The organism is Kineosporia babensis (assembly GCF_021129305.1).
GTDB classification, from domain to species: domain Bacteria; phylum Actinomycetota; class Actinomycetes; order Actinomycetales; family Kineosporiaceae; genus Kineosporia; species Kineosporia babensis.
In genome coordinates this window covers 206,510-229,395 of record NZ_JAJOMB010000001.1, presented here as the reverse complement: position 1 = coordinate 229,395, position 22,886 = coordinate 206,510, and the positions used below count along the sequence as shown (strand labels likewise).

The window sequence follows — 22,886 nt, the reverse complement described above, 5'->3', positions numbered from 1 at the left end:
TGTCGACAATTGGATGCCGGTTGTTCACTCGGGCCCTTGACCGCATCCGTAACCTAAACTCTCGCTCTCCGGGATCGTGGCCGACGAGGGGCTGTCCGAATCCTGCCGGTGTCCCACACACTTGGGATCACTCCGGGGCAATTCCGGCCCGGAGACTAGAGGGCCCTCAGGCTTGAAGGAGCAACAATGACTGCTGGACCCAACAAGACGATCACCCCGGTCGAGATCGGTGGCAAGCTGGTCGGACCCGACCAGCCGGTGTACGTCATCGCCGAGATCGGTCTCAACCACAACGGTGACGTGGCGATCGCCAAGCAGCTGATCGACATCGCCCACGAGGCCGGTTGCGACGCTGTGAAGTTCCAGAAGCGCACGCCGGAGATCTCCACTCCGAAGGACATGCGCGACGTCATGCGGGAGACCCCCTGGGGCACCATGACGTACCTCGACTACCGCTACCGCGTGGAGTTCGAGGAGGAGCAGTACACCGAGATCGACAACTACTGCTCCAAGCTGGGCATGCACTGGTTCGCCTCGCCGTGGGACGTGCCCTCGGTGGAGTTCCTGGCCAACAAGTTCGACGTGGTCACCTTCAAGGTCGCCTCGGCCTCGGTCACCGACCTCGAGCTGCTGACCGCCATGAAGAACACCGGTAAGCCGGTCATCCTCTCGACGGGTATGTCGACGATCGAGGAGATCGACAAGGCGGTCGAGACCCTCGGCACCGAGAAGCTCGTGATGATGCACGCCACCTCGACGTACCCGATGCCGGCCCACGAGGCCAACCTGCGCACCATCAACACCCTGCGCGAGCGCTACGGTGTTCCGGTGGGTTACTCCGGCCACGAGACGGGCCTGCAGATCAGCCTCGCCGCCGTCGCCCTGGGCGCGGTCACGGTCGAGCGTCACATCACCCTGGACCGGACCATGTGGGGCTCGGACCACTCCGCCTCGCTGGAGCCGGGCGGCCTGCGTCACCTGGTCCGCGACATCCGGATCATCGAAGAGGCCCTGGGCGACGGTGTGAAGCGCGTCTTCGAGGGCGAGATCAAGCCCAAGGCGCGACTGCGCCGCGTCGGCTAGTCGTCCCGTGACCGACGTCGCCGGAACCGTCACCGTGCAGGCCTGGGTTGAATCGCCCTTCCAGCTCCTGGGAGCTCTGGAGGCGCACGCCTCAGGCCGGCTCGGTGGCCGGCTCGTCGTCCTTCCCCGTAAGGGCGTCGAGCCTCTGGTGACGGCGGTCGCCGAGGTCACCCGACTGGGACTGCCCAGTGGGGTGACCATCCACCTGCCCTCCGGGGCCCCGCGTCGCGGCGGCGAGCATCTCGCCGTCGGCGACGCCTTCTCCGGGGCCGTGCACCGGATGCTGGTGCAGGCCCCGCCCCGCCGGCTGGTCCTGCTGGACGACGGGCGGGCCACCCGCCGGGTGATGAACGCCCTGCTCAACGACGACGTCCCGCTGGTCCGCCCGCACGTGAAGCAGACCGCGCACCGCAACGTGCTGGCCCGGATGGCCAAGCTGCGGCTGCGCCGGATGATCGCCCAGCAGCGGCTGCGGGTGATCACCGCGCTGGACCTGCCCGCCGAGGTGCTGCGCTCGGCCGCCGCTCTCGGCCTGCCGATCGAGCGCAACGACTTCTCCTGGCTGCGCTCGCTGCCGGAGACCGATCACGAGAAGACCGGCCCGGACAAGACCGTGGTGCTCGGTACCTCGATGGTGGCCAACCGGCTGATCAAGGCCCAGCCCTACCTGGCCTGGGTGCGCAGCCTGGCCGACAAGGGCCCCGTGGTGTACCGGGCGCACCGCCGCGAGAACGCCTCCACGCTCAGCCCGCTGACCAACTACCCCGGCATCGACGTGGTCCGAGGCCTGATCCCGGCCGAGGTCAGCCTGCGCGGGATGACCGAGGGCCACCGGGTCGTCTCGCTGCCCAGCACCGCCGTCTCCACTCTGCGACTCATCGCCCCGCAGGCCGACATCCGCGAGTTCGCGGTCCCGCCGCAGTGGTGGATGCCGGACGTGCCGGAGGCCGCGCGCCAGGTGCTGGTGCCCGACGGCGACGCGGATTTCCTTGAGATCGCGCAGCATTCATCCACCTGAGCCGACCTGAGCACTCCGTACGGGCGGTATCCTGACGGGTAAGCCCTGCCGGGGCCCGGCCATGGTGTGCCTGTTGCAGCTGGTCGCGCTGCTGGCCCTGTTTCGAGCTAGTCCCGAGGACCCTCGTGAGTGACGCACCACCCGCCCAGACCGCCCAGAACCGTCCCCGAGTCGTCGCTGTCATCCCCGCCCGCGGCGGTTCCCAGGGGGTCAAGCTCAAGAACCTCGAGCCGGTCGGCGGGCGCACCCTGCTGATGCGCGCGGTCACCGCCTGCCGCCAGTCCGAGCTGATCGACGAGGTCTACGTCAGCTCCGACCACGCCGGCATCCAGGAGGAGGCCCGCCGGGCCGGGGCCAAGGTGGTGGTCCGTCCCTCGGCCATCTCCGGCAACACCGCCTCCTCGGAATCGGCTGTGCTGCACGCGATCAACGAGATCCAGGGCGACGGCCCGGCCCCCGAGGTCACCGTCCTGGTGCAGTGCACCAGCCCGTTCATGAACCCGGCGGACCTGGACGCGGCGGTCGGCCGGGTGCTGGCCGGTGAGGCCGACTGCGCCTTCTCCGCGGTCGAAAACCACGGCTTCCTGTGGAAGTACGGTCCGGACGGGCTGATCGGGATCAACCACGACCCGGGCTTCCGGCCGCGCCGGCAGGACCGCGACACCGAATTCCGGGAGACCGGAGCGTTTTACGCGATGCGCACCGACGGCCTGCGCCGGCACGGCCGGCGGTTCTTCGGGACCCTGGTGGCGCAGCGGGTGAACGAGGCGCACGCGATGGAGATCGACACCCCCGACGACCTGCACATCGCCCGGCTGCGGGCGGCGGTGCTGGAGGAGCAGGAGCGGATCGACGGTCTGCCCCTGATCGACGTGGACGCCCTGGTGATGGACTTCGACGGGGTGCACACCGACGACTCGGCCGTCCTGACCCAGGAGGGTCTGGAGAGCGTGCGGGTCAGCCGGGAGGACGGCATGGGCATCAAGCTGGCCCGCCAGGCCGGGCTGAAGATGCTGATCCTGTCCACCGAGGTCAACCCGGTGGTCGCCGCCCGCGGCGCCAAGCTGCAGATCCCGGTGATCCACGGCCAGTCCGACAAGGCCCAGGCGCTGAAGGAGTGGCTGGCGGCCGAGGGGCTGGACCCGGCGCGGGTGGCCTACGTCGGTAACGACGTGAACGACCTGGGCTGCCTGCGGATGGTCGGCTGGCCGATCGCGGTGGCCAACGCACACGCCGACGTGATGGCCCTGGCCCGGCTCACCCTGACCAAGTCCGGCGGCCACGGCGCCGTCCGCGAGGTCTGCGAGCTGGTCATCTCGGCGATCAACGAGCGCGAGGCCGACCAGGCCTGACCTCGGCCCTGATGCAAGGCTGGATGCCGCTCGCAGGACAGATCTGCGAGCGGCCCTGGACAAGTAATTCCGGCACTGGAATGGTTGCCCGGGAGTACTGTGTCGACGTGCTCGTCCAACTGCTTCGCGCACGTCTGCGCCCCTATTCCCAGGCCATCGGCTGGGTGGTGCTGTTCCAGCTCATCCAGACGGTCGCCACCCTCTATCTGCCCACCCTGAACGCCGACATCATCGACCAGGGGGTGGTCACCGGGGACACCGGTTACATCCTGAGGGTCGGCGGCGCCATGCTCGGCGTCAGCCTGATCCAGATCTTCGCCCTGGCCGCGGCCGTCTATTTCGGTGCCCGCACCGCCGCCGCCCTGGGCCGCGACGTCCGGGGCGCGCTGTTCGCCCGGGTGCAGTCGTTCTCCGCCCGTGAGGTCGGCCAGTTCGGCACCCCCACCCTGATCACCCGCACCACCAACGACGTGCAGCAGGTCCAGATGCTGGTCCTGATGACGCTGACCTTCATGGTCTCCGCGCCGATCATGAGCATCGGCGGCATCTTCCTGGCCCTGCGCCTGGACGTGCCGCTGTCCGGCTCGGTGGCGATCGCGGTCCCGGCCCTCGGGGTCGCGGTCACCCTGATCATCGTCCGGATGCGCCCGCTGTTCCGGCTCACCCAGGAGCGTCTGGACCGGATCAACCAGGTGCTGCGCGAGCAGATCGCCGGGATCCGGGTGATCCGGGCGTTCGTGCGCGACGAGCGCGAGCGGGCCCGGTTCGAGCGGGCCAACACCGATCTGTTCGACGTCTCGCTGGCCATCGGCCGGCTGCTGGCCCTGATGTTCCCGGTGGTCATGCTGGTGCTCAACCTCTCCAGCGTGGCCGTGCTGTGGTGGGGCGGGCACCGGATCGACGCCGGCCAGCTCGAGGTCGGCGAGCTCACCGCCTTCCTGAGCTACCTGATGCAGATCCTGCTCTCGGTGATGATGGCGACCTTCATGTTCATGATGGTGCCGCGCGCCGAGGTCTCGGCCGAGCGGATCGAGGAGGTCCTGGGCACCGAGACCAGCGTGGTGCCGCCGGCCCAGCCGAAACCCACCGGCGCCCTGCACGGACGTCTCGACCTGCGCAACGTCTCGTTCCGCTATCCAGGAGCCGAGCGTCCGGTGGTGGAGGCTCTTGACCTGAGCGCTCTGCCCGGCCAGACCACCGCGATCATCGGCAGCACCGGTAGCGGGAAAACCACGCTGCTCAACCTGGTTCCGCGGCTGTTCGACGCCACCGAGGGCGAGGTGCTGGTGGACGGCGTGAGCGTACGCGACCTGGCCCCCGAGCGGCTGGCCGAGGCGGTTGCCCTGGTCCCGCAGAAGCCGTACCTGTTCACCGGCACGGTGGCCAGCAACCTGCGCTACGGCCGGCCCGAGGCCACCGACGAGGAGCTCTGGCACGCGCTCGAGGTCGCCCAGGCCAAGGACTTCGTGAGCAAGATGCCCGAAGGTCTGCAAACCCCGATCGCGCAGGGCGGCACCAACGTCTCCGGCGGTCAGCGGCAACGGCTTTCGATCGCCCGGGCCCTGGTCCGCCGACCGGAGATCTACCTGTTCGACGACTCGTTCTCGGCCCTCGACTACGCCACCGACGCGGCGCTGCGGGCGGCCCTGGCCACCGAGACCGGTGACTCCACCGTGCTGATCGTGGCCCAGCGGGTCAGCACGATCCGGGGCGCCGACCAGATCGTGGTGCTGGACGCCGGCCGGATCGTCGGGGTCGGCAAGCACCGCGAACTGATGGCCCGCAACGAGACGTACCGCGAGATCGTCCTGTCCCAGCTGACCGAGCAGGAGGCGGTGGCGTGACCAGCGAGACCGAAGAGAAGGTCCCGGCCCGCGGTCCCGGCCCCAGCGGTCCCCGTCCGGGCGGTGGGCCGGGTGCCCACATGGCCGGGCCGAGCACCGAAAAGGCGCTCGACTTCAAGGGTTCGGCCCGGCGCCTGCTGGGTCTGCTGCGCCCCCAGCGGCATCTGCTGATCGGCGCCCTGCTGCTCGGCCTGGGCTCGGTGATCTGCAGCGTGATCGGGCCCAAGCTGCTCGGCGAGGCCACCGACGTGATCTTCGACGGCGCGGTGCTGGACCGCGCGGCCGGGATCGACTTCGGCCGGGTGCGCGACCTGCTGTTCCAGGTCCTGGCGGTGTACCTGGCCGCCTTCGGCCTGGCCCTGATGCAGGGCCGGCTGGTGGCCGTGCTGGTGCAGCGGGCGGTCTACGGCCTGCGCGAGCAGACCCAGGCCAAGCTGGCCCGGCTGCCGCTGAGCTACTTCGACAAGCAGCCGCGCGGTGAGGTGCTCAGCCGGGTCACCAACGACGTGGACAACCTGCAGCAGTCGATGCAGCAGACCTTCAGCCAGCTGGTCACCTCGCTCCTGACGATCATCGGCGTGCTCGCCATGATGTTCTGGATCTCGCCCCTGCTGGCCCTGATCGCCCTGGTCACCGTGCCGTTGTCGATCGCGGTCACCGGCATCATCGGCAAGCGGGCGCAGCCGCAGTTCGTCAAGCAGTGGGGCAGCACCGGCCGGCTGAACGGGCACATCGAGGAGATGTACACCGGGCACCAGCTGGTCACCGTGTTCGGCCGGCAGGAGCAGGCCCAGCGCACCTTCGACGAGCACAACGACGAGCTGTTCCAGTCCGCGTTCCGGGCCCAGTTCATCTCCGGGCTGATCCAGCCCTCGATGATGTTCATCGGCAACCTGAACTACGTGCTGGTGGCCGTGGTCGGCGGGCTGCGGGTGGCGAACGGGCACCTCAGCATCGGCGAGGTCACCGCCTTCATCACCTACAGCCGGCAGTTCGGCCAGCCACTGGCCCAGGTGGCCAGCATGGCCAACCTGCTGCAGTCGGCGATCGCCTCGGCCGAGCGGATCTTCGCCCTGCTCGACGCCAAGGAGCAGGAGAGCGACCCGGGCAGCCCGCAGCACCCCGAAAAGGTGGACGGTCTGGTCGAGTTCGACGAGGTGAGCTTCCGGTACGTGCCGGACCAGCCGCTGATCGAGAACCTCTCGCTGCGGGTCGAGCCGGGGCAGACGGTGGCCATCGTCGGGCCCACCGGGGCGGGCAAGACCACGCTGGTCAACCTGCTGATGCGGTTCTACGAGCTGAACAGCGGGCAGATCCGGCTGGACGGCGTGGACACCGCGCAGATGACCAGGGACGATCTGCGCGAGCAGTTCGGGATGGTGCTGCAGGACGCCTGGCTGTTCGGCGGCACGATCGCCGAGAACATCGCCTACGGGGCCGACGACGCCACCCAGGAGGAGATCGTGGCGGCCGCCCAGGCCACCCACGTGGACACCTTCGTGCGGACGCTGCCGCACGGGTACGACACGGTGCTGGACGACGAGGCCAGCGACGTGAGTGCCGGTGAGCGGCAGCTGATCACGATCGCCCGGGCGTTCCTGGCCAGGCCGCAGATCCTGATCCTGGACGAGGCCACCAGCTCGGTCGACACCCGCACCGAGGTGCTGATCCAGCAGGCGATGGGGTCGCTGCGGAAGAACCGGACGAGTTTCGTGATCGCGCACCGGCTTTCCACCATCCGGGACGCGGACGTGATCCTGGTGATGGAGTCCGGCCGGATCGTCGAGCAGGGCAATCACGCCGGGCTGATCGAACAGCAGGGTGCCTACGCCCGGCTCTACGCCGCCCAGTTCGCCCAGCCGGTGGATGCGGTCGAGTAGCACTACCAACTTGAGACGTACGGGAGCCTCGCGCTGGCACAAAGGCTCGAGTTCCCCCAGCCCTAGAGGGCCGGGAGGGGCCCCCAGTCTCAAGTTAGAGTGTTGGGCTGTGACCTCAACTGACATCGCCACAGACAGCTCCGACACCCCCGGGACGATCGTTTACGAACGCTCCGCCTTCGGGGTCACCTCCGCCGGTGAGCCGGTGGAGCGGTGGATCATGGACGACGGCACGCTGCGGGTGAGCGTGCTGACCCTGGGTGGCAACATCCAGTCGCTCGAGGTGCCCGCCGGCGCCGGCGAGGGCCGGGTCGATGTCGTGCTCGGCTTCGACGACGTGGCCGGTTACGAGAACACCAAGGCCTACATCAGCGCGCTGATCGGCCGGGTGGCCAACCGCCTGACGGGCTCCCGGTTCACCCTGGACGGCACCGAGTACCAGGTCAGCGCGAACGAGGGGGCCAACTCGCTGCACGGCGGGGTGGACGGCTTCAACCGGCGGATCTGGACGGCCACGCCGATCGAGAGCGGCCTGCGCCTGAGCCTGACCAGCCCGGACGGCGACCAGGGCTACCCCGGTGAGCTGACCGTGCAGGTCGACTACCTGCTGCTGCCGGGCGGCAAGTTCCGGATCCGTTACGAGGCCACCACCAGCGCCCCGACCGTGGTCAACCTGACCCAGCACGCCTACTTCAACCTGGCCGGCGCCTCGAGTGGCTCGACCGACGGCCACACCCTCCGGGTCGCCTCCGGTCACTACACCCCGGTCAACCAGGAACTGCTGCCCTCCGGCGAGATCGCCCACGTGGTCGGCACCCCGATGGACCTGCGCACCGCTCAGGAACTCGACTTCCTCAACCTGGACCACAACCTGGTGCTGGACGAGGACGAGCCCGCCGCCGACGACGCGGGTCACGGTCACGGCCACGGTCATGCCCAGGACGACCTGCACTTCTGCGCCGAGCTGAAGCACACCGCCAGCGGCCGCACACTCGTCGTCACCACCACCGAGCCGGCCGTGCAGATCTACACCGGCAGCCAGCTCGACCGCTCGGACATCGGCAAGGGCGGCGTGGTCTACGGCCCGGCGGCCGGCCTGTGCATCGAGACCCAGAACTTCCCTGACGCGCCGAACCACGAGGACTTCCCCTCGATCGTCCTGCGCCCCGGTGAGAAGTACTCCACGGTCACCGACTGGGCCTTCTCGGTCTGAGAATCTTCTGTCCGGCCGCTGTCACAAAACGACGGCGGCCGGACATGTGCGTTCTGTGGTGACCTCTGCCGACGACCGATTCCGGCGTCTGTATGCCGACAACTTCCAGGCCATGCTGGCCTACGCACTGCGCCGGGTCGGCAGCCTGGACGACTCCGCCGATCTGGTCGCCGAGATCTTTCTGGTCGCCTGGCGCCGCCGGGCCGAGATGCCGCCCGGAGACGAGTCCCGGCTCTGGCTTTTCGGCGTGGCCCGGCTGACTCTGGCCAATCACGGCCGAGGAGAGCAACGCCGCCACCAGCTCGGTGAGAAGCTGCGCCTGGAGCTGCGCGAGCACCTGGTCACCCATGATCCGACCAGTGAGCTGCTTGAGGTACGAGCGGTGCGTGAGCTGATGGCCCAGCTCGAACCGCATGACCGTGAGGTGCTGGAACTGGCGGTCTGGGAGCAGCTGGCGCCCCGGGAAATCGCTGTTGCGCTCGGTCTTTCGTCCCAGGTGGTGCGGGCCCGGCTGTCCCGGGCCCGCAAACGCATGCGCATACTTCTCGAAAATCATTCTTCAGGGATGTTTTACGGTCACAAAAGCGCGAAGGCCGGACATGTGAGAGGTGTTCCGACGATGCTCGAGCCGAAGGAGGGAAAGTCATGAACGACCGAGAACTCGACGAGCTGTTGCGCGGTGCGCAGCCCCGGTCGGCGGCCGAGGTTCCGCTCGTGGCCCCTGCTCTTCACCAGGCCGGGCAGGACCTCCTGGAGACCATCATGTCTGTGCCCGAAAGTTCCTACCCAGAGCCCGAAGACCTCAAGGCTGAAGAAGTGGTGCTGATCGGGGTGCGGCGCCGGCCGCCCCGGCGCTCCTGGTGGCTGCTGGGGGCGGCGGCCGCGGTGGCGGTGGTCCTGGCGGTCGCGCTGCCGATGCAGTTCTTCGGCCGTGACACTGCCGCTGTCGAACCGGCTGGGGTAGTGAAGAAGTCCGGTACTCCCGGGCTTCCGCAGGAACCGCTGACCGGCGACGGGATGCCGTACTTCCTGATGGACAACCCGGACTGGAAGACTGCGGGCGCTGATTCCGACGATATCGGTTATTCCACGAAGGGGGCGAGGCTGAGTATCCAGTACAAGAAGGGCAGCTCAGTACTGGAAGAGGACGGTACGCCGACGATCAGTACCGAGATGGGGATGCAGCCGATCACGATTTTCGGCCGCCCAGGTGCGGTGTGGGACCGGTCCAAGTTCTCCGACCGGGACGGCTTCGAACTCTACTTCCGGCACGCCGGTCTCACAGCCATGGTCTACGGCGACGGTTTGGACACCCGCGAGCAGTTCTACGCGGCAATCGCCGATCTGAAGCAGGTCAGCGAGGAGGAGTTCATGGCCTCGCTCCCGGATTCCCACGTCTTGCCCGACGACAAGGCCGCGACGATTCAGGAACTCCTCGCCGACGTCAAGGTTCCCGACGGTTTCAAGGCGGTGAGCGTGCCGAAGGAGGGGCCGATCCGGTTGAGCGTGCTGGCTGACGACGTGGTTCTCGACGTGGGTTGTGCGTGGGCCGACGTGTACCTCAAGGCGCAGAAGAACCAGGACGCGGCCGGAGTCGCCCGCGCGGTCGAGGCCATGCAGGGCTCCCGGGACTGGACGGCGATGGACAAGATCTACGGCATCGTCGACAAGGAGAAGTTCTTCGAGACCGCGGACTGGATGGCCGAGGGGCGCAAGATGGAGCGGTCGGACATGTTCGGGGCGCTTTGCGAGTACCGCTGAGAAAATCTGTCCGGCCGCTGTCACGCTTCGGCGGTGGCCGGACACTGGACGGGCGTGGGGATCACTGCCGATGACGAGTTCCGTCGTCTGTACGCCGACAACTTCATAGCCATCCTGAACTACGCCCGCCGCCGGGTCCGGCAGTCCGACGATGCCCCGGACCTGGTGGCGGAGACGTTCCTGGTCGCCTGGCGGCGCCGCAGTGAGGTGCCGCCCGGCGATCACGGCCGTTTGTGGCTCTACGGCGTGGCCCGGCTGGTCCTGGCCAATCACGCGCGGGGTGAGCAGCGCCGCCGGAGGCTCGGCCAGCGGCTGCGCCTGGAGCACCGGGAGTACCCGGTCACCGTCGATGCCGGAAACGTGGATGTCCGGGACGCGCTGGCCCGCCTGGCCCCCAACGACCGCGAGGTGCTGGAGCTGACGGTCTGGGAACAGCTGACCCCCACGGAGATCGCGGTCGCCCTCGGCCTGAGCCCCGAGGTGGTCCGTACCCGGCTGCGTCGGGCCCGCACCCGGTTGCGCAGCCAACTGGAGTGTCACGCCCCCGGCCCGGCCGGACAGGAGCTTGCCGTCAGAGCCGAGTCCGAGCTGAAAGGGGGTAAACCGTGAAGGATTCCGAGATCGATCGGCTGCTGGGAGAAGTCCAGCCGACGCCGGTTCCGGCCGGTGCCCTGGCCGAGGCCGGGCGGGAACTCCTGGAGGAAATCATGTCCGTGCACTCACCGGCCGAGCCGGGGCGCTCCGATCAGGCCGTGCCCCTGCCCACCCGAACGTGGTCGCTGGCGAGGCGCCGGCTGGCCTGGGTCGGGGTGGCGGCCGCGGTCGTGGCTGCCGTGGTCGTGCCGACCGTGGTGTTCGGGGGTGGGGGAGCGGTGGTCCCGGTCACTCCGGCCACGCAGGCGCCTACCCCGACTCCCCAACTCCCTCACACCAAGAATCCTTACGTTCTGCTGGACGCTCCGGGCTGGGAGATCGACCATGTGAACGAGAGCGCCGAGGACAATGGCGAAATCTCCTTCCAGCAGCCGGAGACAGGGCAGAGTCTGCAGGTCAGTTGGACGACGATGGACGCCTACGAGAGCCGTTACGAGGATCGGCTGGACGTCTCCGACCCGGAACCGATCACGCTGTTCGGTGCCAATGCGGATCGGTTCGACTACGGCAAGGGCGAGTTCGAAGTGCTCGCCCCTCAGAGCGACATCTTCCTGGAAGTCCGGGGCAGCTCCACCGGCGGCCGTAAGAACTTCGCCGGGCTGCTCGAGCAGTTGCGCCAGGTGCCCGCCGAGGAGTGGTTCGCGGCGATGCCCGACTCGGTGATCACCCCGGACGAGAACCCCTCCTACACCGAGGAAATCCTGGCTGGGGTGCCGTTGCCGGAAGGGCTGCCGGCCTCGGCGTTCGTCTCCGGCTTCACCAACAGTCGCTACCACGTCGAGTTCGGGGTGATCCAGCGGGCCACCTGCGCCTGGCTGGAGAACTACGAGCAGGCCTGGGAGACGGACGACGAGCCTGCCATGGCGGCGGCCGACCAGGCCCTGGCCGGCAGCCCGAACTGGGAGGCGGTCCGGCGCGAGGACGGCCCCGACCCGATCGGCGCCGAGCAGTACGTGAAGGCGGTCTCGCAGCGCAAGAGCGTGGACGGGTACCGGTCGAACCTGGGCTGCGACGACCTCGGCTGAAATTCGGTCCGGCCGCTGTCACGATCAGGTGGTGGCCGTACACGAGTCAGGTGTGGGGAACACGACCGCAGAGGCCTACCGCCGTCTGTATGCCGACAACTTCGGGTTGCTGCTGAGGTACGCGTTGCGCCGGGTGAAGAGCCCGGAAGACGCGGCCGACGTGGTGGCCGAGACCTTCCTGATCGCCTGGCGGCGCTACGACGAGATGCCGTCAGGCGATCAGGCGCGTCTTTGGCTCTATGGAGTCGCCCGCAACGTGCTGGCCAATCACGGCCGGGTCGAGCAGCGCCGGGAGCGGCTGGGCGAGCGCCTGCAGTTGGAGTTGCGTGAGCACCTCACCCGCTACGACCCCACCGCAGACCTCCTCGAGGAGAGAGCGACGCGCGAGGCCCTGGCTGCCCTGGAGCACCACGATCGCGAGGTGCTGGAGCTGACGGTCTGGGAACAGCTGACCCCCACGGAGATCGCGGTCGCCCTCGGCCTGCGCTCCGAGGTGGTGCGGACCCGGCTGTCCCGGGCCCGCGCCAGAATGCGAAAACGGCTCAGCCGTAACGATCGTGGGGCCCGCAGACATGAACCAGGTGTCCGAACAGCGTCCGTGCCGAAGGAGGGGAAAGCATGAACGACCACGAGATCGACCGCCTGCTGAAGCAGATCGAGTTCGACGGCGGTGACCGGTTGGAGGGCATGCTTCGTGAGGCCGGGCAGGAACTCCTGGAGGAGATCATGTCGAAACCCGTTGTCCAGAAGCATGATGTGGATGCGGTCGAGATCCCGGTGGTTGCTCTGAAGCCCAGGCGCAAGCCGGCCCGGTGGCTGCTGGGGGCGGCCGCGGCGGTGGCTGCGGTGGTAGCGGTGGCACTACCGATGGCCGTGTTCGATCGAGAGGAGGAGAGCGCGGTGGTGCCGGCGGCCGGATCGGTGAACTCAGCGGGCAATCCGTTCCTGGTCCTGGACGATCCGGATTGGGAACCGAGTTCGCTGGGGCAGTCCGAGCTGGAGGGGTTCCAAGACTTCCTTGGGCCGAAGGGGAGTGCCCTGATCGTGCACTGGGGCAAGGCAGAGAGGTACCCCGAGCTGTACGAAGCCCAGAGAGACGGCTTCGATCCTTCTTCCGAGCTCAGTTCCATGGAGTTGCTCGGTGCTGAGGCCGCGGTGTTCAAGCGGCACGACGGCAACTTCATGGCGATGCTGCCCCCGGGGAGCTCCCCGGTCTACCTGGATTTTTTCGCTACCGACATGAAGAGCCTGGACGAGTTCACCCAGGTGCTGTCGCAGCTGCGGCCGGTCAGCGAGCAGGAGTGGACCGAGGCGCTGCCGTCGGACACGATCTTCCCGGACGAGGCCGTCGCCGCGGCCCGGCAGATGCTGAGCGAGGTCCCGGTTCCGGACGGGGTCGAGGCCGGCGATTTCCCCGCTGCTTTCACCACCGGCTACTACCAGTACGCCTCGCCGGTGGCCGACGCGTTGTTCTGCGGCTGGGTCCGCCAGTTCCAGGACGCCCGCAGCAGTGGCGACGAAGCCAGACTCGACGAGGCCGGCGAAGCGCTTGCCGGTAGCCGCACCTGGCCGGTGCTGATGAAGATGCGGGCGATCGAGAAGGCTGACCCGCAGGGGGCGGGCGAGGGCGAGCTGGTCGACAAGTACTGGCAGGTGGGCGACGCGGCCGCCGCTGGGGAGTCGCTGTCCGGCCCGCTCAACGAGTTCGGCGGATGCGGCTGATCCGCCCTTCACCACCGATCAGCCGGAAAGCGAAGTGCTCCGGCTGATCGGTACGCCCGCGACCTCCCCGGGCCGACATCGGCACGTGTAACCCCTAGGGTGTGCATCCATGACCGAAGTGCTGCGCTGGGGGATCATCGGTACCGGGGGCATCGCCGGGCGGTTCGCGGCGGACACGGCCTTGCTCGAGGGGTCCGAGGTCGTCGCGGTGGGGTCCCGGACGGCCGCCAAGGCCGCCGACTTCGCGCAGGCCAACGGCATATCCACACACCACGGCAGCTACCCGGAACTGGTCGCGGACCCGGCCGTGCAGGCGGTCTACGTGGCCACCCCGCACCCCTTCCACGCCGAGCACGCCCTGCTGGCGATCGCCGCGGGTAAGCACGTGCTGGTGGAGAAGCCGTTCACGATGAACGCGGTCGAGGCGCGCACCGTGGTCGAGGCTGCGCGCCAGGCCGGCGTCTTCTGCATGGAGGCGATGTGGACCCGCTTCCTGCCGCACATGGCCCGGCTGCGCGAACTGCTGGCCGCCGAGGCGATCGGCGAGGTGCTGGCGATGGGCGTGGACCAGGGCATGCGCTTCCAGCCGGACCCCCAGCACCGGTTGTTCGACTTCGGCCTGGGCGGCGGCGCCCTGCTCGACCTGGGCATCTACCCGTTCTCGTTCGCCTCGATGGTGTTCGGCGCGCCGCAGACCGTGCGGGCCTCGGCGATCCCGGCGTTCACCGGGGTGGACGGCACCACCTCGGCGGTGCTCACCTACGGCAACGGGGCGCACGCGCTGATCACCTGCAGCGCGGTCGTGGCCACGCCGATGAAGGCCTGGCTGGCCGGGACCGAGGGCCGGATCGAGCTGGACCGGCAGTGGTACACCTCGACCAGCACGCTCACCCTGACCCGGGCCGACGGCCGCACCGAGACCTTCGAGCCGGTCCCGGGCCTGGTCCAGGGCCGGGCCAAGGGGATGAAGTTCCAGATCGCCGCGGCGGCCGAGGCGATCCGCGCCGGGAAGCCGGAGAGCGAGATCATGCCGCTGGACGAGACCATCTCGATCATGGGCATCCTGGACGAGGTCCGCGATCAGATCGGCCTGGTCTACCCCCGGTCCTGAGGTCCGGATCTGCCGCACTGCCAAGAAAGCAATGCGCCGACGTTAGTAGAGTGGCCGCATCATGATTGCCGGAACCGCGACGGACATCCCCCTGCTGACGTGGTCGATCTTCGACGGTCACGGTGTGCGTGCGGCGGTGACCACCCGTGACGGTGGGGTGAGTTCGGGGTCCTACGCCTCGCTCAACCTCGGGATGCACACCGACGACGACCGGGCCTCGGTCCGGGTCAATCGCGAACGCGTGGCCCAGGCCTTCGGCGTGGCCCAGCCCGATCTGGTGTTCAGCCGCCAGGTCCACGGCAACGTGGTGAACGTGGTCACCGAGGCCGACACCGGCGCCCCGATCGACCAGCCCGCTCCGCTGGTGGGCGACGCCGTGATCACCACCGAGCCCGGCCCGGTCCTGGTCATCATGGTGGCCGACTGCGTGCCCCTGGTCCTGTTCGACCCGGTCCGCCGGGCGGTCGCCGCCGTGCACGCGGGCTGGCCCGGGACCGTCGCCGGAGTCACCACCGCAACCGTGCAGAGGCTGCAGGCCGAGGGCAGCGACCCGGCCGATCTCCTGGTCGGCATCGGCCCCTCGATCGCCCCCGACCGCTACCAGGTCGGCGCCGACGTGGAAGAGAAGGCCCGGCAGGCGTTCGGCGAGCGCACCGACGAGGTGATCCGCCCCGACGGCACCGGCCGCTGGCTGTTCAACCTGTGGCAGGCCAACATCATTCAGCTCACCGAGGCGGGCGTGCGGCCGGAGGCGATCGAGCTCGCCGGCCTGGACACCGGCCCGGGCACACCGTTCTTCAGCCATCGCTCCGAGGGCCCGACCGGCCGGTTCGCGGTCCTGGCCCAGCTCGCCCCGAACTCCACCACGAACGAGGACTCCCGATGACGGCAACCCCCGCTGCGAACGCCGACGAGCGCAAGGAGCCCAAGCGCGCCGAGCGATTCACCTACCTGGGCTTCGAGCTGGAGCCCGAGGCGAACCGCGTGGTCTGCCGCTACCGGCTCGACGAGCTGGAGTTCAGCGAGGTGGTGGGCTTCCCCGGCGGCGGTGACTGGAGCACTCCGGCGGTGCGCGAGGCCGCCCGCATCCTGTTCCTGCTGACCGGCGTCTCGTACTACAAGGCCGGGGCCGCCGCGGCCGTCGACTTCGGCGAGACCGCGCTGACCGCAACCGAGCTGGCCTTCCTGAAGGACTTCTACCTGGACGGCCTGGGCGAGTTCGCCTACCGCAACGGCATCGACCTGCGCGGCGTGCAGTTCCTGGCCCCCGAGCTCAAGCGCTCCACCACCGCGCAGTACCAGCCGCGCCGCAACAGCCCGCTGGTGCCGTTCGGCGGCGGCGTGGACTCGATCGTCAGCGTCGAGCAGATCCGCCCGCACACCGAGGACGCCGCGCTGTTCGTGGTGGCCCGGCCGGGCGACGAGTTCGACGCGATCGAGGGCCCGGCCCAGGTGGTCGGCTGGCCGGTGGTCCGGGCCGAGCGCTCGATCGACCCGACCATCCTGCGCTCGCGCGAGCTCGGCTTCCTGAACGGGCACGTGCCGGTCACCGGGATCATCTCGGCGATCACGGTGCTGGCCGCGGTGCTCGAGGGCCGCGACGCGGTGGTGCTGTCCAACGAGTGGTCGGCCTCCAGCGCCACGCTCTACGACAAGGGCCGCCCGGTGAACCACCAGTACTCCAAGAGCGAGGCCTTCGAGGCCGGCTTCCGCCAGGTGCTGGCCGAGGCGCTGGGCGAGGAACTGCAGTACTTCTCCCTGCTGCGCGCGCTCAGCGAGGTCTGGATCGCCGCCCGCTTCGCCGAGCAGATGCAGTACTTCGACACGTTCCGCAGCTGCAACAAGGCCTTCCTGATCGACACCACCAAGCGCTTCGACCACTGGTGCGGGGTCTGCGACAAGTGCGCCTTCATCGACCTGGTGCTGGCCCCCTTCGTGGCCAAGGCCGACCTGGAGCGGATCTTCGCCAAGTCCGGCCGGGAGCCGCTGCAGAACCCGCAGCTGCTCGAGACCTTCCGCCGGCTGCTCGGTTTCGTGCCCGACGCCAAGCCCTGGGAGTGCGTGGGCGACGTGAGCGAGAGCCGGGTGGCCGCCCGGCTGGCCGCCGCCCGCCCCGACCGGGCCGGTGACGAGATCCTGCAGACCCTGGTGAAGGCCGCGGCCGGCTACCCGGACCCGAGCCCCGAAGAGCTGCTGAAGCCGATGAGCCGGCACTTCGTCCCCGAGCGTTACCAGCCTGAAATCCTGCGTAAAGCCAATGACTGAGCCACTTTCCTGGGACGACCTCGATGGTCGTCGCGTCGGCATCTACGGCCTGGGCCGTGAGGGCGAGGCGTCGCTGCGGGCCTGCCAGGCCCGGGGCATCGAGCCGCTGCTGGTGGACGACAACCCACCGCCCGGCGGGGTGGAAGGCCGCAAGGTCCTGGCCACCGCCGAAGGGGGCGCCGAGGCGCTCGCGGTCTGCGAGATCGTGATCAAATCGCCCGGGATCAGCCGGTACTCGCCGCTGATCACCGACCTGGTCGAGCAGGGCGTGGCCGTGGTCGGCGGGCTCGGCCTGTGGGTGCAGGGCGCCGACCCGGACAAGGTCGTGCTGATCACCGGCACCAAGGGCAAGAGCACCACCGCCTCGATCGCCGGGCACCTGCTCAAGGGCCTGGGCTACCGCACCCTGGTCGGCGGCAACATCGGTGTGCCGCCGTTCGACCCGGCCCTCGATCCGGCGGTGGGCGGCGCCGAGCAGGACTTCTGGGTGATCGAGGTGTCCAGCTACCAGGCCACCGACATTCTCACCGCCCCGCACGTCGTCGGCGTCACCTCGCTCAACCCCGACCACCTGCCCTGGCACGCGGGCGATCTCGAGACGTATTACCGCGACAAGCTCAGCATCGCCGGGCGCCCGGGCGCCCGCTGGACGGTGGCCAACGGCGACAGCGCCGAGATCCGCGAGCGCCAGAACCTGCTCGGCCCGCAGATCGAGTGGATCACCGCGCAGGACGCCGGGCAGTCCTGGATCGACGAGCTGGGCCTGCTCGGGGTGCACAACCGCCGCAACGCCGCGATCTGCCGCCGGATGCTGCAGAAGCTCGGGGTGCCCGCCGCCGAGGACGAGGCCGCGCTGGCCCGGGCCGCCACCGGGTTCGCCGGGCTGGAGAGCCGGCTGCAGCAGGTCGGCATGATCGACCAGGTCAGCTTCGTCGACGACGGCCTGTCCACCAACGTGCTGCCCACCCTCGCCGCGATCGAGGCGTTCGAGGGCCGGCGGGTGGCGCTGATCGTCGGGGGGCAGGACCGCGGCATCGACTACGCGCCGCTGGCCCAGGGCCTGCGCGAGCACGCCACCGAGGTGCTGGTGCTGACCATCCCGGACAACGGCCCGCGGATCGCGGCCGAGCTGAACCGGGCCGGCTGCGGCCCCAACGCCACCGTCAAGGAGACCTCCGACCTGGACGAGGCGGTGGAGGAGGGGTACGCCTGGGCCCGGCCCAACGGCGTGGTCCTGCTCTCTCCGGCGGCGCCCAGTTTCGGTCGTTTCCGGGACTACCGGCAGCGGGGCGAGGCCTTCGTCGAGGCGATGAACCGGATCTCCCGGCGCGGTCAGTAGAACGAAACGCCGTAAAGAGGGCCCGGCTCACCCGTTCGGGCGGTTGGCTGGGCCCTCGCCGGGGTCGAAGCGTCTGGTGAGGACCGGCAGGTTCTTGGATGCATCCCGGGAGGACGACTTCATGTCGACGGCAGGTAAGTACCGACTGGTCACGCGCAGCGACTTCGACGGCCTGGTCTGTGCCGTGCTGCTGCGGGCGCTGGACATGATCGACGAGATCACCTTCGTGCACCCCAAGGATGTCCAGGACGGCCTGATCGAGGTCTCCGAATCCGACATCCTGACCAACCTGCCCTACGCCCCCGAGGCCCACCTGGTCTTCGACCACCACCACAGCGAGACGCTGCGGATCGGGGGTACCCCGGCCAACCACATCATCATCGAGGACGCGCCCTCGGCCGCCCGCGTGGTGTTCGACCACTACGGCGGAACGGCCGCGTTCCCGATGATCTCGGACGAGCTGATGCGCGCGGTCGACCAGGCCGACTCGGCCGACTACGCCCTGGACGACATCCTGCGGCCCGAGGGCTGGACGCTGCTCAACTTCCTGATGGACAGCCGGACCGGCCTGGGCCGCTTCCGCGACTTCCGGATCTCCAACTACCAGCTGATGATGCAGCTGATCGACAGTGTGCTGAACGAGGCCGCGGTCGCCGACATCCTGCGCGAGCCGGACGTGGCCGAGCGGGTCAAGCTGTTCCACGAGCAGTCCGAACTGTTCGTCGCCCAGTTGCAGCGGGTCTGCACGATCCGCGGTGACCTGGTGGTGGTGGACCTGCGGGACGAGGAGATCATCCATGCCGGCAACCGGTTCATGGTCTACGCGCTGTTCCCGCAGTGCCGGGTCTCGGTCCACGTGATCTGGGGCAAGCAGAAGCAGAACACTGTTCTGGCGGTGGGGAAGTCGATTCTGGACCGGACGTCACCGGTGGACATCGGCCAGCTGATGCTGAAGTACGGCGGCGGCGGTCACCACGCGGCCGGCACCTGCCAGGTCCCGCACGACGAGACCGACAAGGTGCTGAACGAGATCGCGGCCGCGGTCAACGAACCGGCCCGGGTCTAGCGAAGGACTCGAAATCCAATTGAGGACGTTGGTGAGCCGACAATGTCGGCTCACCAACGTCCTCAATTGGGTTCTAGAGCCGTTCCAGCAGGCGGTCGGCGGTCCACTGCGGGGCCTCGAGCATCGGCACGTGCCCAACCCCGGTGGCCGGGGCGAACGCCCAGTGCGGGTACGCGGCCGCGGCCACCCGGGCCACCCGGAACGGCACCAGCCGGTCACGGGTGCCGTGAATCAGCAGCACCGGCACCTGGATCGAGGCCAGCAGCCGGGCGTACGAACGCCAGTTGACCACCGTGAACACCATCGAGCGCCCGGCCATCGCGAAGTCCCGGGCGGTCTCCTCCACATACCCCCGCCGCTCGGCCAGCGCCAGGTGCACGTCGATCACGTCCTCGGCGACCCGCTCCGGATCGTCGCAGCACAGCGTGACCAGCTGCATGGCCTGCTTGTCCTTCGGGATGATCCCGCGCCGGCGGGCCAGCGCCATCCGGGCCCGCAGCGGCAGCGCGCCCTGCAGGATGTTGCGGGTGACCATGCCGTCGGGCAGGGCGGGCGTGAGCGGCAGCACCGGATCGACCAGGACCAGGTCGCGCACCGCCTCCGGATGCGCGGCGGTGACCATCGAGCTGATCATCCCGCCCATCGAGTTGCCCACCAGAATCACCGGTTCGCCGGACAACGCGGTGATGAACCGGTGCAGCAGGTCGGCGTTGCCGTGCACGCTGGAGGAACGCACCCCGGCGGTGGTCAGCCCGAAACCGGCCAGGTCGACCGCCACCACCCGCAGCCGGTGGGTCAGCAGCGGGGCGATCGCCGCCCAGTTGGCGTGCGAGCCGCCCAGGCCGTGCACCAGCACGGCGAGGGGTGCTTCGGCGGGGCCGCCATGATCGATGTAGTGAACCGGGCCGTCGGCGAGATTGACCCATTTCGACTCCCCGGCGTTCCGGGTTTTACGGTGCACGGAGGTCTGGGTCATCTGATGTTTGTACCTCCGGGCCCACCTGTAGGCAAGAATGCGTTCTTCTGGAGGCAACGCTCGTGACACCGCTGAGTTCCCTCGATCCCGCGAATCCTTTCGTTCAGGCCAGTGATCTTCCTTACGGTCTGCCACCGTTCTCCCGGATTCGAGAAGCCCACTTCCTGCCCGCGTTCCGGGCCGGCCAGGCTGCGCAGGCCGCCGAGATCGCCGCCCTGGTGGCCGACGAACGGCCGGTCTCGGTAGCTACCGTGCTGCACCCGCTGGAGGCCTCCGGAGCCCTGCTGACCAGGGTCTCCCAAGTGTTCTTCAACCTCGCGGCGGCCTCGATGACCGACGGGTTGCGGGAGATCGAGGACGAGGTGAATCCGTTGCTGAGCGCGCACCACGACGCGATCACGATGGACGCCGGGCTGTTCGCCAAGATCAGCGCGCTGTATGCGGACCGTGACGCGATCGCCGACGAGGAGACCCGCCGGCTGCTGACGCGTCACTACGACGAGATGGTCCGGGCCGGCGCCGGGCTGTCCTCCGACGACCAGGCCCGGCTGCGGGAGATCAACACCGAGCTGGCCAAGCTGTCGGCCACCTTCCGCGAGGACCTGCGCTCGGACGCCAACGACCTGGCCGTGCACGTGGAGGACGGGGCCCGGCTGGAGGGTCTGCCCGAGGACGCGATCGCCGCCGCGAAGTCCGCCGCCCAGGGCCGGGGCCTTCGTGGGTACCTGCTCACCCTGACCCTGCCGAGCCTGCAGCCGGCCCTGACCACGCTGAAGGACCGCAAGCTGCGCCAGAGCCTGCACCTGGCCTCGGTCCTGCGGGGGCGCCGCGACAACGTCTACGACACCCGGCCCACCCTGACGCGGCAGGTTGCGCTGCGGGCGGAGCGGGCAGCGCTGCTGGGGTACGACAGTCACGCCGCCTACGCGGTGGCCGACCGCACCGCCAAGGACGTGGATGCGGTGATGAAACTGCTCACCGGGCTGGCCGGTCCGGCGGTGGAGAACGCCCGGCGTGACCAGGCCGAGCTGACCGAACGGCTGCACGCCGACGGGTTCGAGGGGGAGCTGCAGCCCTGGGACTGGGCCTACTACGCTGAACTCGTCGCGCAGGAACGCTTCTCGCGCGACTCCTCGGGCCTGCGGCCGTACTTCGAGCTGCACTCGGTCCTGCGCAACGGCATCTTCGCCGCGGCCGAGGGCCTGTACGGCCTGCGCTTCGTCCGTCGCGAAGACCTGACCGGCTACGAGGAGGACGTCGAGATCTACGAGGTCTTCGACGCCGCCGGAGCCGGGCTGGGCCTGGTCCTGACCGACTGGTACACCCGCGACGCCAAGCGCGGAGGCGCCTGGATGAGCTCGTTCCGCGACCAGTCCCGGCTGCTCGGGCAGGCGCCCGTGATCGTCATCAACCTCAACATCAGCCGCCCGCCGGCCGGCTCCCCGACGCTGCTCACGCTGGACGAGGTGACCACCGCGTTCCACGAGTTCGGGCACGTGCTGCACGGTCTGCTCTCCGACGTCCGCTATCCGAAGCTCTCCGGCACCGAGGTCCCCGAGGACTTCGTCGAGTTCCCTTCCCAGGTCAACGAGATGTGGGCCTGGCAGCCGGAACTGCTGCGCCGCTACGCGGTGCATCACCGCACCGGCGAGCCGCTGCCCGCCACCGCCCTCGACGCGGTGATCTCCGCCCAGTCGTACGGCCAGGGCTACGCCACCGTGGAACTGCTGGCGGCCGCCCTGCTGGACCAGGCCTGGCACCAGCGCCGCGCCACCGACCCGGTGATCGCACCGGCCGAGGTGGACCAGTTCGAGCAGCAGGTGCTGGCCGCCCACGGCCTCGATCTCCAAGCCGTTCCGCCGCGCTACGGCAGCACCTATTTCGAGCACATCTTCGGCGGCGACTACAGCGCCGGGTACTACTCCTACCTGTGGAGCGAGGTGCTCGACGCGGACACGGTGGAATGGTTCCTGGCGCAGGGCGGCCTGGACCGCAAGGCCGGTGAGAAGTTCCGCAGCGAGGTACTTTCCCGCGGTGACTCGGTGGACCCGATGGCGGCGATCCAGAAGGTGCTGGGCCGTCCGCCGCGCCTGGAGCCCCTGCTGGAACGGCGTGGGCTGCTACCCACCGAGTAGCAGGTCGGCGAGGTACTCGGGGTAGACCGTCTCGCTGGTGGTGCGCAGCTCTTCGGCGGACCACCAGCGAGCATCGGTCAGCGTCTCCTCGGCCCACCCGGAGCGGTCGATCTCGCTGCCCTCGACGTTCACGCCCAGCACGGCCCGGAAGTACACCTCGTGCTGGAGGTAGGGCTGCCCCCGGAACGTGAAACTGCCCGTGCGCTCGTGCACCACCGGGCCAAGATCGCCGGTGACCAGGAAACCGGTCTCCTCCCTTAGCTCCCGGGTCGCCGCCGCCTGCTGACTCTCGCCGGCCTCCACCCCGCCGCCCGGGGCGACCCACCACAGCCCGGCCTCGGGTGCGTCCGGATCGCCGCCCTGGATCAGCAGCACCCGCCCGACCTGGTCGAGCAGGATCAAACGGGCGCCCTCACGATGCCTGATCTCGTTCACACCGATC

Annotated in this window: 20 protein-coding genes; 18 read left to right on the top strand and 2 right to left on the bottom strand. The window is 69.1% G+C overall.

Annotated elements, in window-relative coordinates:
- The first annotated feature begins 186 nt into the window (after positions 1-186).
- The 17 genes from LR394_RS01000 (at position 187) to LR394_RS00920 (ending at position 19,333) form a co-directional block, all read left to right on the top strand.
- Positions 187-1,083 carry an N-acetylneuraminate synthase family protein gene (locus LR394_RS01000; RefSeq protein WP_231438384.1) on the top strand — a complete coding sequence of 299 codons (897 nt, stop codon included), beginning with the start codon at positions 187-189 and terminating at the stop codon, positions 1,081-1,083.
- 7 nt (positions 1,084-1,090) lie between these two features.
- Positions 1,091-2,101 (top strand): hypothetical protein, encoded by a 1,011-nt coding sequence (locus LR394_RS00995; protein ID WP_231438383.1) that lies wholly within the window; start codon positions 1,091-1,093, stop codon positions 2,099-2,101.
- A gap of 125 nt (positions 2,102-2,226) precedes the next feature.
- Entirely contained in the window at positions 2,227-3,453 is a 1,227-nt protein-coding gene (locus LR394_RS42595) for an acylneuraminate cytidylyltransferase (protein WP_231438382.1), read from the top strand.
- Positions 3,454-3,560: 107 nt separating this feature from the next.
- Positions 3,561-5,297, top strand: coding sequence for an ABC transporter ATP-binding protein (locus LR394_RS00985; RefSeq protein ID WP_231438381.1), 1,737 nt, complete (start codon positions 3,561-3,563; stop codon positions 5,295-5,297).
- Positions 5,298-5,377: 80 nt separating this feature from the next.
- Positions 5,378-7,177: an ABC transporter ATP-binding protein gene (locus LR394_RS00980; RefSeq protein ID WP_231438871.1), complete on the top strand. Its 1,800-nt coding sequence runs from the start codon at positions 5,378-5,380 to the stop codon at positions 7,175-7,177.
- Positions 7,178-7,286: 109 nt separating this feature from the next.
- On the top strand, positions 7,287-8,390 hold the full coding sequence (locus LR394_RS00975) for an aldose epimerase family protein (RefSeq protein WP_231438380.1): 1,104 nt from the start codon (positions 7,287-7,289) through the stop codon (positions 8,388-8,390).
- Positions 8,391-8,448: 58 nt separating this feature from the next.
- Positions 8,449-9,039 (top strand): RNA polymerase sigma factor, encoded by a 591-nt coding sequence (locus LR394_RS00970; RefSeq protein WP_231438379.1) that lies wholly within the window; start codon positions 8,449-8,451, stop codon positions 9,037-9,039.
- Positions 9,036-10,151, top strand: a complete 1,116-nt coding sequence (locus LR394_RS00965) for a hypothetical protein (RefSeq protein WP_231438378.1) — start codon at positions 9,036-9,038, stop codon at positions 10,149-10,151. The genes LR394_RS00970 and LR394_RS00965 overlap by 4 nt, the downstream gene beginning before the upstream one ends.
- 54 nt (positions 10,152-10,205) lie before the next feature.
- Positions 10,206-10,760, top strand: coding sequence for an RNA polymerase sigma factor (locus LR394_RS00960; RefSeq protein WP_231438377.1), 555 nt, complete (start codon positions 10,206-10,208; stop codon positions 10,758-10,760).
- Positions 10,757-11,830 carry a hypothetical protein gene (locus LR394_RS00955; protein WP_231438376.1) on the top strand — a complete coding sequence of 358 codons (1,074 nt, stop codon included), beginning with the start codon at positions 10,757-10,759 and terminating at the stop codon, positions 11,828-11,830. Before LR394_RS00960 ends, LR394_RS00955 begins: the two co-directional genes overlap by 4 nt.
- A 52-nt stretch (positions 11,831-11,882) precedes the next feature.
- Positions 11,883-12,452 carry an RNA polymerase sigma factor gene (locus tag LR394_RS00950; protein ID WP_231438375.1) on the top strand — a complete coding sequence of 190 codons (570 nt, stop codon included), beginning with the start codon at positions 11,883-11,885 and terminating at the stop codon, positions 12,450-12,452.
- Positions 12,449-13,552 carry a hypothetical protein gene (locus LR394_RS00945; protein WP_231438374.1) on the top strand — a complete coding sequence of 368 codons (1,104 nt, stop codon included), beginning with the start codon at positions 12,449-12,451 and terminating at the stop codon, positions 13,550-13,552. Before LR394_RS00950 ends, LR394_RS00945 begins: the two co-directional genes overlap by 4 nt.
- Before the next feature lie 109 nt (positions 13,553-13,661).
- The gene (locus tag LR394_RS00940; protein WP_231438373.1) at positions 13,662-14,663 is read left to right on the top strand and encodes a Gfo/Idh/MocA family protein; all 1,002 of its coding nucleotides are present in this window, start codon (positions 13,662-13,664) and stop codon (positions 14,661-14,663) included.
- Between the two features lie 61 nt (positions 14,664-14,724).
- Positions 14,725-15,549, top strand: a complete 825-nt coding sequence (pgeF, locus tag LR394_RS00935; protein ID WP_231438372.1) for a peptidoglycan editing factor PgeF — start codon at positions 14,725-14,727, stop codon at positions 15,547-15,549.
- Positions 15,546-16,928 carry a hypothetical protein gene (locus LR394_RS00930; RefSeq protein WP_231438371.1) on the top strand — a complete coding sequence of 461 codons (1,383 nt, stop codon included), beginning with the start codon at positions 15,546-15,548 and terminating at the stop codon, positions 16,926-16,928. The genes pgeF and LR394_RS00930 overlap by 4 nt, the downstream gene beginning before the upstream one ends.
- A complete protein-coding gene (gene murD / locus LR394_RS00925) occupies positions 16,921-18,267 on the top strand; it encodes a UDP-N-acetylmuramoyl-L-alanine--D-glutamate ligase (protein ID WP_231438370.1) in 1,347 nt (448 codons plus the stop codon). Before LR394_RS00930 ends, murD begins: the two co-directional genes overlap by 8 nt.
- A 121-nt stretch (positions 18,268-18,388) precedes the next feature.
- Entirely contained in the window at positions 18,389-19,333 is a 945-nt protein-coding gene (locus LR394_RS00920) for an exopolyphosphatase (protein ID WP_231438369.1), read from the top strand.
- 73 nt (positions 19,334-19,406) lie between these two features.
- Here the strand turns inward: LR394_RS00920 and LR394_RS00915 are convergent, their stop codons facing one another.
- A complete protein-coding gene (locus LR394_RS00915; RefSeq protein ID WP_231438368.1) occupies positions 19,407-20,309 on the bottom strand; it encodes an alpha/beta fold hydrolase in 903 nt (300 codons plus the stop codon).
- A 62-nt stretch (positions 20,310-20,371) separates the two neighbouring features.
- Here LR394_RS00915 and LR394_RS00910 point away from each other — a divergent pair, with 62 nt between their 5' ends.
- Entirely contained in the window at positions 20,372-22,444 is a 2,073-nt protein-coding gene (locus LR394_RS00910) for a M3 family metallopeptidase (protein WP_231438367.1), read from the top strand.
- Here the strand turns inward: LR394_RS00910 and LR394_RS00905 are convergent.
- A complete protein-coding gene (locus tag LR394_RS00905; protein WP_231438366.1) occupies positions 22,430-22,879 on the bottom strand; it encodes an NUDIX hydrolase in 450 nt (149 codons plus the stop codon). The genes LR394_RS00910 and LR394_RS00905 overlap by 15 nt on opposite strands.
- Between the last annotated feature and the right edge of the window lie 7 nt (positions 22,880-22,886).